The following is a 13,482-nucleotide window of genomic DNA, read 5'->3' on the forward strand; positions in this document are numbered from 1 at the left end:
GGGCCTGGAGGCCCGCGGTCCGGAAGAGCATGAGAAGACGTTAGCGACTGAGCTCGCAGGTCTTGCCCAGCTCGGCGCAGATGCGCATCACGGCGGCGACGATCTGCGAGGAAGCGGCCGGCTCGTTCGGCCGCGATCGGCCGGCGATCAGGAGTTGGGAGACACCTTCGCTCAGCTCGACGACGTTGAGCGTCGCCGTGCGGTCGCCCTCGGCGACCTGCAGGCGGCGGGCGACGGGGTCAGCCATCAGGATGCGGACCTGGTGGTTCTTCTGGGCGCGCTCGTGCGCGATCTTGAACACACGATCGGCCGGCGCCTCGAGCACCACCGAGGCGAAGTCGTAGCCCGGCTGGCCGCCGACACCGCCCTCGGTCATGTGATGGATGCGCTGCGCGGCCTTGCGCGCCACGAACACCCACTGGGCGTCGGCCGACGCCATCGGCAGCAGGAACGCCGCCGCCGTCAAAACCAACAGCCTCCGTTTCATTTGCCCCTCCGCTCCGAGACGAAGAAATAGTCGCTGTCGAACGTGTCGACATGCCGGATGCCGAGCCGCGCCAGCCGTTCGATCACCCGTCGCGGCCGATCATCGTCCCGCGACTCCGCCCCGGTCCAGACCTCTATCTGCAGAACACAATGGTTCTTCGCGAGAAGGGAGAGCAGGCCGTCGAGCGCCGCCTCCTCGTGGGTCTCGACGTCCATCTTCACCACCAGGAGCTTGCCCGCGAAGTCGAGCCGCTGGTCGATCCGCACCGCCTGGCAGGTGACGGTGTCGCGCCCCGCCGCCACGAGCTGCGTGCCGCCGCGGTTGCGGCTGTCGACCCGCAGGCCGAAGGTCGCCTCGCGGTCGCTGGCGGCGAGCTTCAGCGCCTCGATCGCGGCGCTCGCCTGGTTGAGGAACAGGTTGGCCTGGAGCTGCGCGTAGTTCGCCGGGTCGGGCTCGAAGGCGACGATGCGCTCGAACCAGCCTTTGCGATGGGCGAGCAGAGCGTAGAAGCCCCAGTGCGCGCCGATATCGAGGAAGACCGCGCCGTCGGGGCAGTGGGTCCGCTCTTTCTCGACCAGTGCGAACAGCCGCTCGACGCTTTCCGGCTCCCAAGTACCGGAAGTATGGAGCAGCCAGTCGACGGCGTTGCTGCGGTCGAGCAGCAGGGTCAGCCCCTGCCGGCGCTCGACGAGGTAGCGGCCGTAGAAGACGTTCGCCCAGGCGGCCAATACCACCCGGACGAGTCCTCGCAGCAGCGGGATCCGCGCGATGCTTCGCGGGATCGCGATCATTTACGGGATCGCGCGTTCAGCGCGTCGGGACGGGACGCTCACCGGAATAGTCGTAGAAGCCGCGCTTCACCTTGCGTCCGACCCAGCCGGCTTCGACGTACTTCACCAGCAGCGGGCACGGCCGGTACTTGGAATCGGCCAGACCCTCGTGCAGCACCTGCATCACCGACAGGCAGGTGTCGAGGCCGATGAAGTCGGCTAATTCGAGCGGGCCCATCGGATGGTTGGCGCCGAGCTTCATGCCGGTGTCGATCGCCTCGACGTTGCCGACGCCCTCGTACAGGGCATAGACCGCCTCGTTGATCATCGGCAGCAGGATGCGGTTGACGATGAAGGCCGGGAAGTCCTCGGCATTGACCGGCTTCTTGTCGAGCTTAACGACGACGTCGCGCACCGAGCGGAAGGTCTCCTCCTCGGTCGCGATGCCGCGGATCAGCTCGACCAGGCCCATCAGCGGCACCGGGTTCATGAAGTGCATGCCCATGAACTTGCCGGGGCGGTCGGTGACCGACGCCAGGCGCGTCACCGAGATCGACGAGGTGTTGGTCGCCAGCAGCACGTTGGGCGGCAGGCCCTCGCAGACCCTCTTGAAGATGTCGCGCTTGACCTGCTCGTTCTCGGTCGCCGCCTCGACGACCAGGTCGCACTCGGCGAACTGCTTGAAGTCGGTGCCGGTCTGGATGCGGCGGAGCGCGGCGTCCTTGTCCTCCGGCCGGATCATGCCGCGGCCGATCTGGCGGTCCATGTTGCGGCTGATGGCCTCGACACCCGAGTTGAGGTGCGGCTGGTCGACATCCATCAGGCGGATGTCGAATCCCTTGAGCGCGCAGACATGGGCGATGCCGCTTCCCATCTGGCCGGCGCCGATGACGCCGATGCGCTTGATCTCCATGACGGGCTACTCCAGCGCTACTTCTTGTCCACCGCGGCGGTGAGTTCCGGCACGATCTGGAACAGGTCGCCGACGATACCATAGTCGGCGACCTGGAAGATCGGCGCTTCCTCGTCCTTGTTGATGGCCACGATGGTTTTGCTGTCCTTCATGCCGGCGAGATGCTGGATCGCACCGGAGATGCCGACGGCGATATAGAGGTCGGGAGCGACCACCTTGCCGGTCTGACCGACCTGGTAGTCGTTGGGGACGTAGCCGGCATCGACCGCAGCCCGGCTGGCGCCGAGACCGGCGCCCAGCTTGTCTGCCAGGGCCTCGAGGATCTTGAAGTTGTCGCCGCTGCCCATGCCGCGGCCGCCCGACACGACGATCTTGGCCGAGGTGAGCTCCGGCCGCTCGCTCTTGGACAGCTCGGCGCCGACGTAGGAGGACAGGCCCTTGCCGCCCTCGCCGCCGATCTGCTCGATCGCCGCAGAAGCGCTATCTTGGCCACCGCCCGCCGCCGCCTTGAAGTTGGTCGGGCGGACGGTCACGACCTTGACCTTGTCGGCGCTCTGCACGGTCGCCATCGCGTTGCCGGCATAGATCGGCCGGACAAAGGTGTCGGGCGAGACGACCTGGATCGCCTCCGAGATCTGGCCGACGTCGAGCAGCGCCGCGACGCGCGGCGCCAGGTTCTTGCCGACCGAATCGGCCGCCATGACGACGTGGCTGTAGTTCGGCGCCAGCTTCACCACCAGCGGCGCGAGGTCCTCGGCCAGCCAGTTGGCGTAGGCCGCGTCCTCGACCTGCAGCACCTTGGCGACGCCGGCGATCGCAGCGGCGGACTTGGCGGCCTCGCCGCAATCCTTGCCGGCGACCAGGACGGCGACGTCGGAGCCCATCTGGCCCGCGGCGGTCACCGCGTTGGCGACATTGGTGCGCACGGCTTTGTTGTCATGCGCAGCGACAACGAGAACGGCCATAGTCAGATCACTCCCGCTTCGTTCTTCAGCTTGTCGACCAGCTCGGCGACGGTCTTCACCTTCACACCGGCCTTGCGCTTCGGCGGCTCCTCGACCTTGAGGACCTTGAGGCGCGGCGCCACATCGACGCCCAGCGCGTCCGGCGCCAGCGTCTCGATCGGCTTCTTCTTGGCCTTCATGATGTTGGGCAGCGAGGCGTAGCGCGGCTCGTTGAGGCGCAGGTCGGTGGTGATCACCGCCGGCATCTTGAGCTTGATGTTCTCGAGGCCGCCGTCGACCTCGCGCTTCACCTCGATCGAGCCGTCGGCGACGGTCAGCTTGTTGGCGAAGGTGCCCTGCGACCAGCCGAGCAGCGCGGCCAGCATCTGGCCGGTGGCGTTGGAGTCGTCGTCGATCGCCTGTTTGCCGACGATCACCAGGCCGGGCTGCTCCTTGTCGACCGCGGCCTTGAGCAGCTTGGCGACGGCCAGCGGCTGCAGCTCGGCGTCGGTCTGGACAAGGATGCCGCGGTCGGCGCCCATGGCGAGCGCGGTGCGGATCGTCTCCTGGCACTGGGCCGGTCCGGCGGAGAAGGCAATGACCTCGGTCGCGGCCCCCTTCTCTCGCATGCGGATCGCCTCTTCCACGGCGATCTCATCGAAGGGGTTCATGGACATCTTGACGTTTGCCGTCTCGACGCCCGTCTTGTCGGCCTTGACGCGGATCTTGACGTTGTAGTCGATGACCCGCTTGACCGCGACCAGCACTTTCATCGGGTGGAGCCTGCTCGGTGAGTGAGGGCCGGACACACCGTCCGGCGAAGGGGATTTCGTGTAGGGGCGTTCCGCCGATGATGTCAAGGCTATGGCGCACTGCACAAAATCGCAGGGTGAAAGCGTTTTGTGAATACTTTCAACGATTTACAAGACGCAGTCGCAACGAATCAGCGGTTCGCCCCGGGCACCCACAGCACGTCCGAGCCGCCATTGTCGTTGAGCTTCCGCGACAGCACGAACAGATGATCCGACAGGCGGTTGATGTATTTGATCGCCTCGGCGCTCACCGGTTGCTCGGCCGCCAGCGCGGTCATGCAGCGCTCGGCACGGCGCGTCACGGTGCGCGCGAGATGCAGCCACGCCGCCGCCTCGCTGCCGCCGGGCAGGATGAACGAGGTGAGCGGAGCCAGCTCGGCGTTCATGGCGTCGATCTCTTTCTCCAGCCGTTCGGTTTGCGACGGCAGCATACGCAGCGCCTGCTCGCCCGCCTTGCCTTCGATCGTGCAGAGATCGGCGCCCAGGTCGAACAGGTCGTTCTGGATGCGCTTCAGCATGTCGTCGACAGGCGCGCGCAGGGCATCGTCCCGTACCGTGCGCTCGATCGCGGCGCGCGCCAAGCCGATCACCGCATTGGCTTCGTCGGTGGTGCCGTAGGCCTCGACGCGCAGGTCGTGCTTGGCCACGCGCTCGCCGCGGCCGAGCGAGGTTTCGCCCTTGTCGCCGCCCTTGGTGTAGATGCGCGTCAGCTTGACCATGGTCAGCCCTTGGTCATCCACCACAGCAGGATGAAGATGATCGTCAGGAACTGCAGCCGCACGCGCCACCACATCAGCTTGTTGCTGCCGCGCGCGCGCTCGAGGCTGTTGGTCGGGCCGCGGCTCATGCTGACCAGACCGGCGAACAGCGCGCCGAGCGTCGCCAGGCCCGAGACGATCACCAGGATGAAGAAGATGGTGTTGGCGGTGTGCATGGTCGGACTCTATCACCCATTGTGCCGTCCCGCTCCCAGCCGCGCCTTGGCCCACGGCCGCATCTCGCGCGAGGCGTCGACGCCGGTAGCGGCCCGGAACACCGCCTCGGCCGTCTGCTCGCCCGACCAGAGGGCCGCATGCACGGTGCCATACTCGACCGGCTCGGTCGCCTCGCCGGCGAAGAACACCCGGCTGCCCAGCGGCCGGGCATAGACGCTGCGGTCCTCCGGCGCGCTGCCGACGCCGGGATAGGAATAGCCGCCGCGCGACCACGGGTCGGACAGCCAGCGCGGATAGAGCATGCCGACCGGCTCGGGGATCTTGTCGCCGAACATCTTGCGCAGAGAGGACATGGCGACCTCCTTGACCTCCTCGTCGCTGGCCGAGCGGTCGAGGCGCGCCGCGGTGGCGCCGTTGGAGAAGCTCAGCACGATCGGCAGGCCGGTCTCGTGGTGATGGCTCACCCAGGTGTTGAAGGTGCCGCGCCGGTCGGGACTGTCGGGTAAACGCCCGAACCATTTCGGCTGTTCCGGCCAGAAGCGCTCGGGGAAGCGCAGGTAGATCTTGCCCAGGATGCCGGCGCCATAGCCCAGGGTGGCGATCGCCTTCTGCTGATCGACGGGCGGCAGCGGGTCGAGCGCCGGCAGGCCGGCGCGCAACAGCCCGAGCGGCACGGCGATCACCGCGCGATCGGCCTCGATCCTCTCGCCGCCCTGCAGGATCGCGGTGACGCCGCGGTCGGTCCAAACGATGCGCTCGGCGGCGGCGCTGCGCCGGATGCTGAGCTGGCGCGCGGCATCCTCGGTCAGGCCGACGAAGCCGCCCCGGGGCTGTGCGTTGCGGTCGAGGCCCTCGGTCGGGAACCATTCCTCGGCCGCGACGGCGTCGTAGGGCGCACCCTGCACGCCCTCGCTGCCCTCGATGAAGGTCGAGATGACCAGCCGGTCGATCTCCGGCAGCCACGAGGCGTGGAGCAGCGGATCGACCGCCTCCTTCACCGAGATCGAGCGCGGCCCGCGCGCCGCCGTCATCGCCTTGCTCTTCCAGCTCGCCCATTCCATCGCCGTCTTGAAGGCGATGCGGCCCAGCACGGCGCGCTTGCGCTGGCCGTCGCGGGTTTTCACCTTGGCACGCGGATCGATCAGCAGCCGATCGCCCTGCGATTCGACCAGGGCAATGCCGAGCTTCTCGCACCACAGGGCGAGCGGATTGCCGTCGACGCCGTGCACCCACGAGCCGCCGAGATCGAGCGGCGCGCCCAGTGACTCGTCGGTCCAGGTGCGGCCGCCGACGCGCGCCCGCGCTTCCAGCACGGTCACGGTGAAACCCGAGTCGTGCAGCAGCCGCGCCGCGACCAGGCCCGCCATGCCGGCGCCGACCACGATCACGCGCTCGGCGGTGCCGGCGCCCATCGACCAGGAGCCGGTCGCGGTCATGACAGCAACAACCCCGGCAGCTGCTCCATGTCGTCGAACAGCGTGCCGCCCGCCTTCGCAAGACTCTCGCGATCGGCGTAGGGCGCACCGGCATAGGCCAGCGCCCGCATGCCAGCGGAGCGTGCGGCCTGGATGCCGGGCACGGAGTCCTCGACCACGATGCTGTCGAACGGCTGCTCGTTCATCGCGATCGCGGCATGCAGGAAGAGATCGGGAAACGGTTTTCCGCGCGGCACCTGACTGGCGCTGAAGATGCGGCCGTCGAACAGCTCCCACAGGCCGGTGAGGCCCAGGGTGAATTCCATCTTCTCCGGCGAGCCCGAGCTTGCGACGCAGGTCGCGAGCCCTGCCTCCTGCAACGCCACGACCGCGTCCTTCACGCCGGGCACCGGCTGCAGCGGCGCCTCGCGGAAGCTGCGGTAGGTCACTTCCTGCATCTTCTCGACGAAGTCGTCGGGCAGCTTGCGGCCGAGCTCGGCCTCGCAGATCTCGACGCACGACTTGAGCGACCGGCCCATCAGCCGGCGCATCGTCTCCTCGACGGTCCAGTCGAGGCCGTGCGGCCTCAACGCTGCCGAAAAGCTCTTGTTAGCGAGCGGCTCGCTGTCGACCAGCACGCCGTCGCAATCGAAGATTACCAGCACAACCCTGTCATCCTGAGCGAAGCGAAGGATCTCATGGCGATTGCTACCGGCATTCCGCTCGAAATGCCATGAGGTCCTTCGCTCCGCTCAGGACGACAAGGGCTAGTAAGGCTTGTCTCCCGCGACGGTGACGCGGTTGCCGCTGCGGGTATGCGGCCAGTAGTCCCACATCGCCCGGTGCTGGACGCAGCGATTGTCCCAGAAGGCGATCGAGTTCTCCTGCCAGCGGAAGCGGCACTGGAACAGCGGGTTCTCCATGTGCTGGTAGAGGTAGTTCAGGATGCCGTCGCTCTCGTCGCGCGGCACGCCGATCAGGTAGCGCGTGAAGCCGCGGTTGACGTAGAGCGCCTTCTTGGCGGTCACCGGATGGGTGCGGACCACGGGGTGGGTGGCGCGCGGATACTGCTCCTTCTCGGCGACGCCGTAGTTCTTGTAGAGGCCGCGATAGACCGATTCGCCGTCGTGGAACGCGGTCATGCCGTCGAGATAGGTCTTCATGCGGTCCGACAGCGCGTCGTAGGCGGCGTACATCGAGGCGAACAGCGTGTCGCCGCCCTTGGGCGGACACTTCTTGATGTAGAGGATGCTGCCCATCGGCGGCTCGACATCGCAGCTCACGTCGGTATGCCAGCCCTCGCCGTTGGCGCGCGGGCTGTCCTTGTCGGCGTGGATGACCATCAGCTCCGGCCGGCCCGCTTCGTGCGGCGCCGCGGGATGGACGTGCAGGTCGCCGAACAGGCGGCCGAAGGCGACGTGCTGGTCGGGCGTGATGTGCTGGTCGCGGAAGAAGATCACCGAGTTCTCGGCGAGCGCGCGATGGACCTCGTCCTGCTGGCGGTTGCTGAGCGGCTTGCTGAGATCGATGCCGCTCACTTCCGCGCCGATGATCGGCGTCATCTTGTCGATGGCGATGGTCTCGTAGGGCGCGCTCTCGTCTGCGACGTGGCGGATGCGGGGGCCTTGGCGGCCGCTCAGGGATCCTTGCATGGCAATCTCCTACTCGAGCTTGATGTTAGCGCGTTGGATGATCTTGCCCCAGCGCTCCTTTTCCGAGCGCGTGAAGGCAGCGAACTCGTCGGGACTCATCAGCCTGGGGCCGGTGCCCATGGATTCCAGCCGCTCCAGCACCGCCGGCTTGGCGGCGACGGCGCGGACGTCGGCATTGATCTTGTCGACCACCTCGCGCGGCGTGCCCCTGGGCGCATAGAGCCCGGTCCAGGTGGTGAGCAGCACGTCGGGCAGGCCGACCTCGGCCGCCGTCGGCACGTCGGGCAGCGGCCCGTAGCGCGTGGTGTCGGTGACGAACAGGCCCTTCAGCGCGCCGCGGTCGATCGCGATCTTGGCGTTGACCGTGTCGATCATCATGAAGGTGAGCAGGCCGCTCTGCACGTCGGGGATCGCCTGCGGGTTGCTCTTGTAGCCGACGTACACGGCCTCGACGCCGGCCGCCAACTTGTAGAGCTCCGACGCGACGCGCGCCGGCAGCGCGCCGGCGCCGTAATTGTGCTTGCCCGCCTCGGCCTTCAGCTTGGCGGTGAGCGCGGCCGGCGTGTCGATCGGGCTGTTCCTGTCGACCAGCAGCACGAACGGCGAGGTGCCGAGGCGCGTGATCGCCTCGAAGCTCGCGATCGGATCGTACGGCAGCTTGTCGTAGATCGCCGGATTGACCGTCTGGGTCATCGCCGACGTCGCGAAGATCGTGAGCCCGTCGGGTTTGGCGCGCGCCACCGATTCGGCGGCCGGAATACCGTTGCCGCCGCCCTTGTTGTCGACCACCACCGGCTGGCCCCACATCGCCGAGAGCTGCTCGGCATAGATGCGCGCGCCGATATCGGTCGCGGCACCCGCCGGGAACGGCACCACCACGGTGACGCGGCTCGGCGGCCAGCTCTGCGCCCGCACGACGGCGGGAGCGGCCAAGGCCGCCGCTGTTGCCCCGATGAACCGGCGACGATCGAACATGCCCGCAAGATAGGCAGGCCCGCGGCGGAATGCGCGCCACACGTCGACAAAGTTCGTATTACGGAATAGCCTTTCCAGGATGATCGAACCCGTCAGTCGCAGCTTCGCCATCATGGAGGCGCTGAGCCGCCGGCCGCGCGGCACGGTCGCGGTGCTGGCCGGCGAAACGCACCTGCCCCGCCCGACCGTCGTGCGGCTGCTGAAGACGCTGGTCGAGCTGGGCTATGCGACGCGGATCTCGCGCGAGGCGGGCTATCGCCTCACCGACAAGGTGCTGGGCCTCGCCCAGGGCATCCGCTTCGTCGACCGCCTGATCGACGCGGCCGCGCCGCACATGAGCCGCTTCACGCGGCGCTACGGCTGGCCGCTCTATCTCGGCACGATCAGCGACCGGGCGATGACCATCCGCCATTCGACGGCGACCGAGAGCCCGATGTCCTTCGAGCGCACGGCGCTGCAGCGCCGCAGCCCGCTGCTGTCGAGCGCGCTCGGCCGCGCCTGGCTCGCCTTCTGCCCGGCCGAGGAGCGGCGCGGCGTGCTGCGCCATCTCGGCGTCAAACCCGACGCCAAGCTCGCGGCGGCCTTCGCCAGGATCAGGAGCGACGGCTACGCCTTCACGGTGCTGCCGCGCAGCGGCCGCTTGCAGGGCATCGGCGTGGCGATCCGCGACGGCGAGCGGGTGATGGGCTGCCTGTCGATGCGCTTCATCCGCTCGGCGATGACCGAGGACGAAGCCGGCAGGCGATACGGCGCGCCGCTCAACGCGCTCGCCGCGGCCATTGCGGCCGACGCCGACCGCTAGGCACAATCGGGCCCAACAACCAAGACCGGAGGACGCCATGAAGCCGCAAGACGTGTTGCAGCATCCGACCAACGTCCTGACCGCCGCCCAGCGCCGGCAGTTCTTCGACAAGGGCTTCGTGGCGCTGCCCGACTATGTGCCGGAGCGCTGGCTGGCGCGGTTGCGCGCCGCGATGGCCGAGTTGCTCGACTGCAGCCGCGCCAAGACGCAAACCGACAGCATCTACGTGCTCGAGGAAGGCCATTCGGCGAACGACCCGCGGCTGCATCGCGTGGCCAGCCCGCAGGATCAGCATCCCACCTTCTGGGAGTTCATGACCGACCCGGTCATGACCGATTTGGCCGCCGATGTCGTCGGCCCCGACGTGAAGTTCCATCACGCCAAGCTCAACGTGAAGTCGGGCAAGGGCAGCCGCGGCTTCAGCTGGCACCAGGACATCCCGGCCTGGCCGCACACCGACTTCAGCCCGGTCACGATCGGCGTCTATATCGACGGCTGCACGCCCGAGCAGGGCCCGCTCAGCGTCGCCGAAGGCAGCCACGACGGACCGTTGTTCTCGATGTACGACGACGACGGCAACTACGTCGTGAAGATCCGCGACCGCGATCTCGGCTGGCTGACCGACGACAAGATCCGGCGCATCACCGGTGGGCCGGGCACGACCTTGCTGCTGAACTGCCGCGCGGTGCACGGCTCGGCACCCAACACGGAGACGGCGGCGCGGCCCCTGCTGCTGCCGGTCTATTCCTCCGCCGATTCGTTCCCGATCACGCCGAGCCCGATCCCCAGCCCGCACCAGGGCGACATCGTGCGCGGCCTGCCGGCCCGCTTCGCCAGCTTCGACACGCGGCCGGTCGAGATGCCGCCCGACTGGCGCGGCGGCTACAAGCCGGTCTGGATGCACAAGAACAAGGACAAGGTCGCCTATTAGGTGCCGAAGGTGACGTAGCCTTCGGGGCTGATCGGCCACGCCGGATTGAAGGCGATTTCCCAGGCATGGCCATCGGGATCGGCGACGTAGCCGCGGAAGCCGCCATGCGGCGGAGCGTCGGCCGCACGCAGCAGCGTGCCGCCGAACTGCACGAGGCGGTCGAGCGCGGGCTGCACGGCTTCCCTGCTGGTCACGTTGTGCGCCAAGGAGAAAGCGCCGGGCCCGGCTGGCGGCGGGCGGCGCGAATCCTCGGCCAGCGACGCGGCGAGCCAGGTGCCGAGCATCAGGCCGTTCATCTGGTAGAAAATGATGTCGGGAACCTCGAGCACGGGTTTCCAGCCGAAGCCCTCGACATAGAAGCGGCGCGACCGTGGGAGGTCGGCGACGCCGAGCGTGATCACGGAGATTTGCTGCTGCACGCTTGTCAGCATGGCCGGGGGCGGCCACAACCGCCAGCGTGAAGCTTCTGTTTCTCTGGGTGGCCGGCGTGGTCGCCGTCGTCGCCGCCACGGCGGCCGCTCTCTATCTGCTGACGCCCTGGCCGCGCGCCCTGCTGTTGCGCCACGAGTTCGACGCGGCCGGCCGGGAGACGGTGCGCAAGCTGGCGCCGCATGTTCCGCAGGACGTGACGGCGATCCTCGACCAGCGCTACGGAACGGACTATCGCGACCGGCTCGATGTCTTCCATCCGGCCGGCCCGCCGCGGCCGCGGCTCACGGTCGTGTGGATCCATGGCGGCGGCTGGGTGGCGGGCAGCAAGGATCACATCGCCCCCTACGCCCGTATCCTGGCCGCCAAGGGCTTCACGGTCGTCGCCATCGACTATGCGCTGGCGCCGGGCGCCACCTATCCGACCCCGGTGCAGCAGGTCAACCAAGCGCTCGGCTATCTGATGCAGGAGGCCGATCGCCTGCAGATCGATCCGTCGCGCATCGTGCTGGCCGGCGACTCGGCCGGGGCGCAGATCGCCCTGCAGCTGGCGACGTTCACCGCACAGCCGTCGTATGCGGAGCTGCTCCATATCGCGCCGGCCCTCGGCCGGGGCCAGCTGGCCGGCCTGCTGCTCTATTGCGGCATCTATCGAATGGAGCCGAAGGACGTCGACAACACGGTGCTGACCATCGAGTTCTGGGCCTACAGCGGCAGTCGCGATTTCCTGAACGACAAAGTCTTCGCGACGGCGTGGGTGATCGACCGCCTGAACGGCAACTTGCCGCCGGCTTTCATCTCGGTCGGCAGCAAGGACGACCTGCGGCGGCAGTCGATCGCCTTGGCGGACGCGCTGGAGAAGCAAGGCGTGCGGGTCGAGCGGCTGATCTTCCCGACCGACACCCAGCCGCCGCTCTTTCACGAGTACCAGTTCGACCTGGACCGGCCGGAAGCGCAGCAGGCGCTCGCCAAATCGGTCGCCTTCCTCGAGAGCCTGCAGCGGCGCTAGCTGATGCCCTGGGCCGCGAGGATGCGGCGTCAGTCGTCCAGCGCGTCCTCGAGCGTGCGCAGGCCCGGGCGCTTGGCCGAGACCAGCACGGCCATGTTTCCGGGCTTGTGCTGGTTCTTCCACATCTTGGTGTGCGCCTTGGGGATGTCGGCCCAGTCGAACACCTCGCTCATGCAGGGATCGATGCGGCGCTCGATGACGAGCTGGTTGGCCTGGCTGGCCTGCAGCAGGTTGGCGAAGTGGCTGCCCTGGATGCGCTTCTGGCGCATCCACACGAAGCGGGCGTCCATCGTCAGGTTGTAGCCGGTGGTGCCGGCGCAGAACACCACCATGCCGCCGCGCTTCACGATGAAGCACGACACCGGGAAGGTCTGCTCGCCGGGATGCTCGAACACGAAGTCGACGTCGTTGCCCTTGCCGGTGTGCTCCCAGATCGCGGCGCCGAACTTGCGGCACTTCTTCATGTACTCGGCATAGCCCGCCTGGTCGTCGACGTCGGGCAGCTGGCCCCAGCAATCGAAGTCGTTGCGGTTGATGACGCCCTTGGCGCCGAGGCTCATCACGAAGTCCTTCTTCGACGGATCGGAGATCACGCCGATCGCGTTGGCGCCCGCGGTGGCGATGAGCTGCACCGCCATCGAGCCGATGCCGCCCGCGGCACCCCACACCAGCACGTTGTGGCCCGGCCGCAGGATGTGCGGACGATGGCCGAACAGCATGCGGTAGGCCGTCGCCAGCGTCAGCGTGTAGGAGGCGCTCTCCTCCCACGTCAGATGCTGCGCGCGCTTCATGAGCTGGCGCGCCTGCACCTTGCAGAACTGCGCGAACGAGCCGTCGGGAGTCTCGTAGCCCCAGATGCGCTGTGACGTGGAGAACATCGGATCGCCGCCGTTGCACTCCTCGTCGTCGCCGTCGTCCTGGTTACAGTGGATGACGACCTCGTCGCCGACCTTCCAGCGCTTCACCTTGGCGCCGATCGCCCAGACGATGCCCGAGGCATCGGAGCCGGCGATATGGAACGGCTGCTTGTGGACGTCGAACGGGCTGATCGGCAGGCCGAGGCCTGCCCAGACGCCGTTGTAGTTGACGCCCGCGGCCATCACGAGGACCAGCACCTCGTCCTCGCCGATCGTATGGGTCGGCACGACCTCGAGCTGCATCGACTGCTCGGGCGGGCCGTGGCGATCGCGCCGGATCACCCAGGCGTACATGTTCTTGGGCACGTGGCCGAGCGGCGGGATCTCACCGACCTCGTAGAGATCCTTCACCGGCTGGCTGGCGGTGGGATGATTGCGAGCCGTCATGGCGACCACGGACATGAGTGGAAACCTCCTCCTGCAGCGCGACAAGCTATTGCTGCACGCGCGAAGTTGCAACGCACAAAATACGATTCCTGCACAGGAAGGTT

The 13,482-nt window shown here is 67.8% G+C and carries 16 protein-coding genes; 3 read left to right on the forward strand and 13 right to left on the reverse strand.

Annotated elements, in window-relative coordinates; all coding sequences use genetic code 11:
- Positions 1-40: 40 nt before the first annotated feature.
- From J0J01_RS01220 to J0J01_RS01270, 11 genes are all read right to left on the reverse strand, one after another.
- The gene (locus tag J0J01_RS01220) at positions 41-487 is read right to left on the reverse strand and encodes a hypothetical protein (RefSeq protein WP_296378305.1); all 447 of its coding nucleotides are present in this window, start codon (positions 485-487) and stop codon (positions 41-43) included.
- Positions 484-1,278, reverse strand: a complete 795-nt coding sequence (locus J0J01_RS01225) for an FkbM family methyltransferase (RefSeq protein WP_296378306.1) — start codon at positions 1,276-1,278, stop codon at positions 484-486. The genes J0J01_RS01220 and J0J01_RS01225 overlap by 4 nt, the downstream gene beginning before the upstream one ends.
- A gap of 16 nt (positions 1,279-1,294) precedes the next feature.
- A complete protein-coding gene (locus J0J01_RS01230; protein WP_296378307.1) occupies positions 1,295-2,170 on the reverse strand; it encodes a 3-hydroxybutyryl-CoA dehydrogenase in 876 nt (291 codons plus the stop codon).
- A 17-nt stretch (positions 2,171-2,187) separates the two neighbouring features.
- On the reverse strand, positions 2,188-3,135 hold the full coding sequence (locus tag J0J01_RS01235; protein WP_296378308.1) for an FAD-binding protein: 948 nt from the start codon (positions 3,133-3,135) through the stop codon (positions 2,188-2,190).
- 2 nt (positions 3,136-3,137) lie between these two features.
- Positions 3,138-3,887 (reverse strand): electron transfer flavoprotein subunit beta/FixA family protein, encoded by a 750-nt coding sequence (locus tag J0J01_RS01240; protein WP_296378310.1) that lies wholly within the window; start codon positions 3,885-3,887, stop codon positions 3,138-3,140.
- A gap of 170 nt (positions 3,888-4,057) precedes the next feature.
- A complete protein-coding gene (locus tag J0J01_RS01245; protein ID WP_296378470.1) occupies positions 4,058-4,645 on the reverse strand; it encodes a cob(I)yrinic acid a,c-diamide adenosyltransferase in 588 nt (195 codons plus the stop codon).
- Between the two features lie 2 nt (positions 4,646-4,647).
- A complete protein-coding gene (locus tag J0J01_RS01250; protein ID WP_296378311.1) occupies positions 4,648-4,860 on the reverse strand; it encodes a twin transmembrane helix small protein in 213 nt (70 codons plus the stop codon).
- A gap of 12 nt (positions 4,861-4,872) precedes the next feature.
- Positions 4,873-6,297: an NAD(P)/FAD-dependent oxidoreductase gene (locus J0J01_RS01255; protein ID WP_296378312.1), complete on the reverse strand. Its 1,425-nt coding sequence runs from the start codon at positions 6,295-6,297 to the stop codon at positions 4,873-4,875.
- Complete coding sequence (locus J0J01_RS01260) at positions 6,294-6,941, reverse strand: HAD family phosphatase (RefSeq protein ID WP_296378313.1); 648 nt, start codon at positions 6,939-6,941, stop codon at positions 6,294-6,296. Before J0J01_RS01260 ends, J0J01_RS01255 begins: the two co-directional genes overlap by 4 nt.
- A 102-nt stretch (positions 6,942-7,043) precedes the next feature.
- Positions 7,044-7,928: a TauD/TfdA family dioxygenase gene (locus tag J0J01_RS01265; protein ID WP_296378314.1), complete on the reverse strand. Its 885-nt coding sequence runs from the start codon at positions 7,926-7,928 to the stop codon at positions 7,044-7,046.
- A 9-nt stretch (positions 7,929-7,937) separates the two neighbouring features.
- Positions 7,938-8,903, reverse strand: coding sequence for a tripartite tricarboxylate transporter substrate binding protein (locus tag J0J01_RS01270; protein WP_296378315.1), 966 nt, complete (start codon positions 8,901-8,903; stop codon positions 7,938-7,940).
- Between the two features lie 79 nt (positions 8,904-8,982).
- Here J0J01_RS01270 and J0J01_RS01275 point away from each other — a divergent pair, with 79 nt between their 5' ends.
- Both J0J01_RS01275 and J0J01_RS01280 read left to right on the forward strand, forming a co-directional pair.
- Positions 8,983-9,705, forward strand: coding sequence for a helix-turn-helix domain-containing protein (locus J0J01_RS01275; protein WP_296378316.1), 723 nt, complete (start codon positions 8,983-8,985; stop codon positions 9,703-9,705).
- 37 nt (positions 9,706-9,742) lie between these two features.
- Positions 9,743-10,636 (forward strand): phytanoyl-CoA dioxygenase family protein, encoded by an 894-nt coding sequence (locus J0J01_RS01280; RefSeq protein ID WP_296378317.1) that lies wholly within the window; start codon positions 9,743-9,745, stop codon positions 10,634-10,636.
- Here J0J01_RS01280 and J0J01_RS01285 read toward each other — a convergent pair.
- Positions 10,633-11,055 (reverse strand): VOC family protein, encoded by a 423-nt coding sequence (locus J0J01_RS01285; protein ID WP_296378318.1) that lies wholly within the window; start codon positions 11,053-11,055, stop codon positions 10,633-10,635. The genes J0J01_RS01280 and J0J01_RS01285 overlap by 4 nt on opposite strands.
- A 38-nt stretch (positions 11,056-11,093) precedes the next feature.
- Between J0J01_RS01285 and J0J01_RS01290 the strand changes: the two genes are divergently transcribed.
- Positions 11,094-12,074, forward strand: coding sequence for an alpha/beta hydrolase (locus tag J0J01_RS01290; protein ID WP_296378319.1), 981 nt, complete (start codon positions 11,094-11,096; stop codon positions 12,072-12,074).
- Positions 12,075-12,103: 29 nt separating this feature from the next.
- Here J0J01_RS01290 and ccrA read toward each other — a convergent pair whose 3' ends face one another.
- Positions 12,104-13,393 (reverse strand): crotonyl-CoA carboxylase/reductase, encoded by a 1,290-nt coding sequence (gene ccrA, locus J0J01_RS01295; RefSeq protein ID WP_296378320.1) that lies wholly within the window; start codon positions 13,391-13,393, stop codon positions 12,104-12,106.
- Between the last annotated feature and the right edge of the window lie 89 nt (positions 13,394-13,482).

The organism is Reyranella sp., assembly GCF_017305915.1.
In the GTDB taxonomy this organism is placed as follows: domain Bacteria; phylum Pseudomonadota; class Alphaproteobacteria; order Reyranellales; family Reyranellaceae; genus Reyranella.

Coding starts and splice junctions, on each gene's coding strand:
- J0J01_RS01220 (WP_296378305.1), bottom strand. CDS start 487: ATGAAACGGAGGCTGTTGGTTTTGACGGCGGCGGCGTTCCTGCTGCCG.
- J0J01_RS01225 (WP_296378306.1), bottom strand. CDS start 1,278: ATGATCGCGATCCCGCGAAGCATCGCGCGGATCCCGCTGCTGCGAGGA.
- J0J01_RS01230 (WP_296378307.1), bottom strand. CDS start 2,170: ATGGAGATCAAGCGCATCGGCGTCATCGGCGCCGGCCAGATGGGAAGC.
- J0J01_RS01235 (WP_296378308.1), bottom strand. CDS start 3,135: ATGGCCGTTCTCGTTGTCGCTGCGCATGACAACAAAGCCGTGCGCACC.
- J0J01_RS01240 (WP_296378310.1), bottom strand. CDS start 3,887: ATGAAAGTGCTGGTCGCGGTCAAGCGGGTCATCGACTACAACGTCAAG.
- J0J01_RS01245 (WP_296378470.1), bottom strand. CDS start 4,645: ATGGTCAAGCTGACGCGCATCTACACCAAGGGCGGCGACAAGGGCGAA.
- J0J01_RS01250 (WP_296378311.1), bottom strand. CDS start 4,860: ATGCACACCGCCAACACCATCTTCTTCATCCTGGTGATCGTCTCGGGC.
- J0J01_RS01255 (WP_296378312.1), bottom strand. CDS start 6,297: ATGACCGCGACCGGCTCCTGGTCGATGGGCGCCGGCACCGCCGAGCGC.
- J0J01_RS01265 (WP_296378314.1), bottom strand. CDS start 7,928: ATGCAAGGATCCCTGAGCGGCCGCCAAGGCCCCCGCATCCGCCACGTC.
- J0J01_RS01270 (WP_296378315.1), bottom strand. CDS start 8,903: ATGTTCGATCGTCGCCGGTTCATCGGGGCAACAGCGGCGGCCTTGGCC.
- J0J01_RS01275 (WP_296378316.1), top strand. CDS start 8,983: ATGATCGAACCCGTCAGTCGCAGCTTCGCCATCATGGAGGCGCTGAGC.
- J0J01_RS01280 (WP_296378317.1), top strand. CDS start 9,743: ATGAAGCCGCAAGACGTGTTGCAGCATCCGACCAACGTCCTGACCGCC.
- ccrA (WP_296378320.1), bottom strand. CDS start 13,393: ATGTCCGTGGTCGCCATGACGGCTCGCAATCATCCCACCGCCAGCCAG.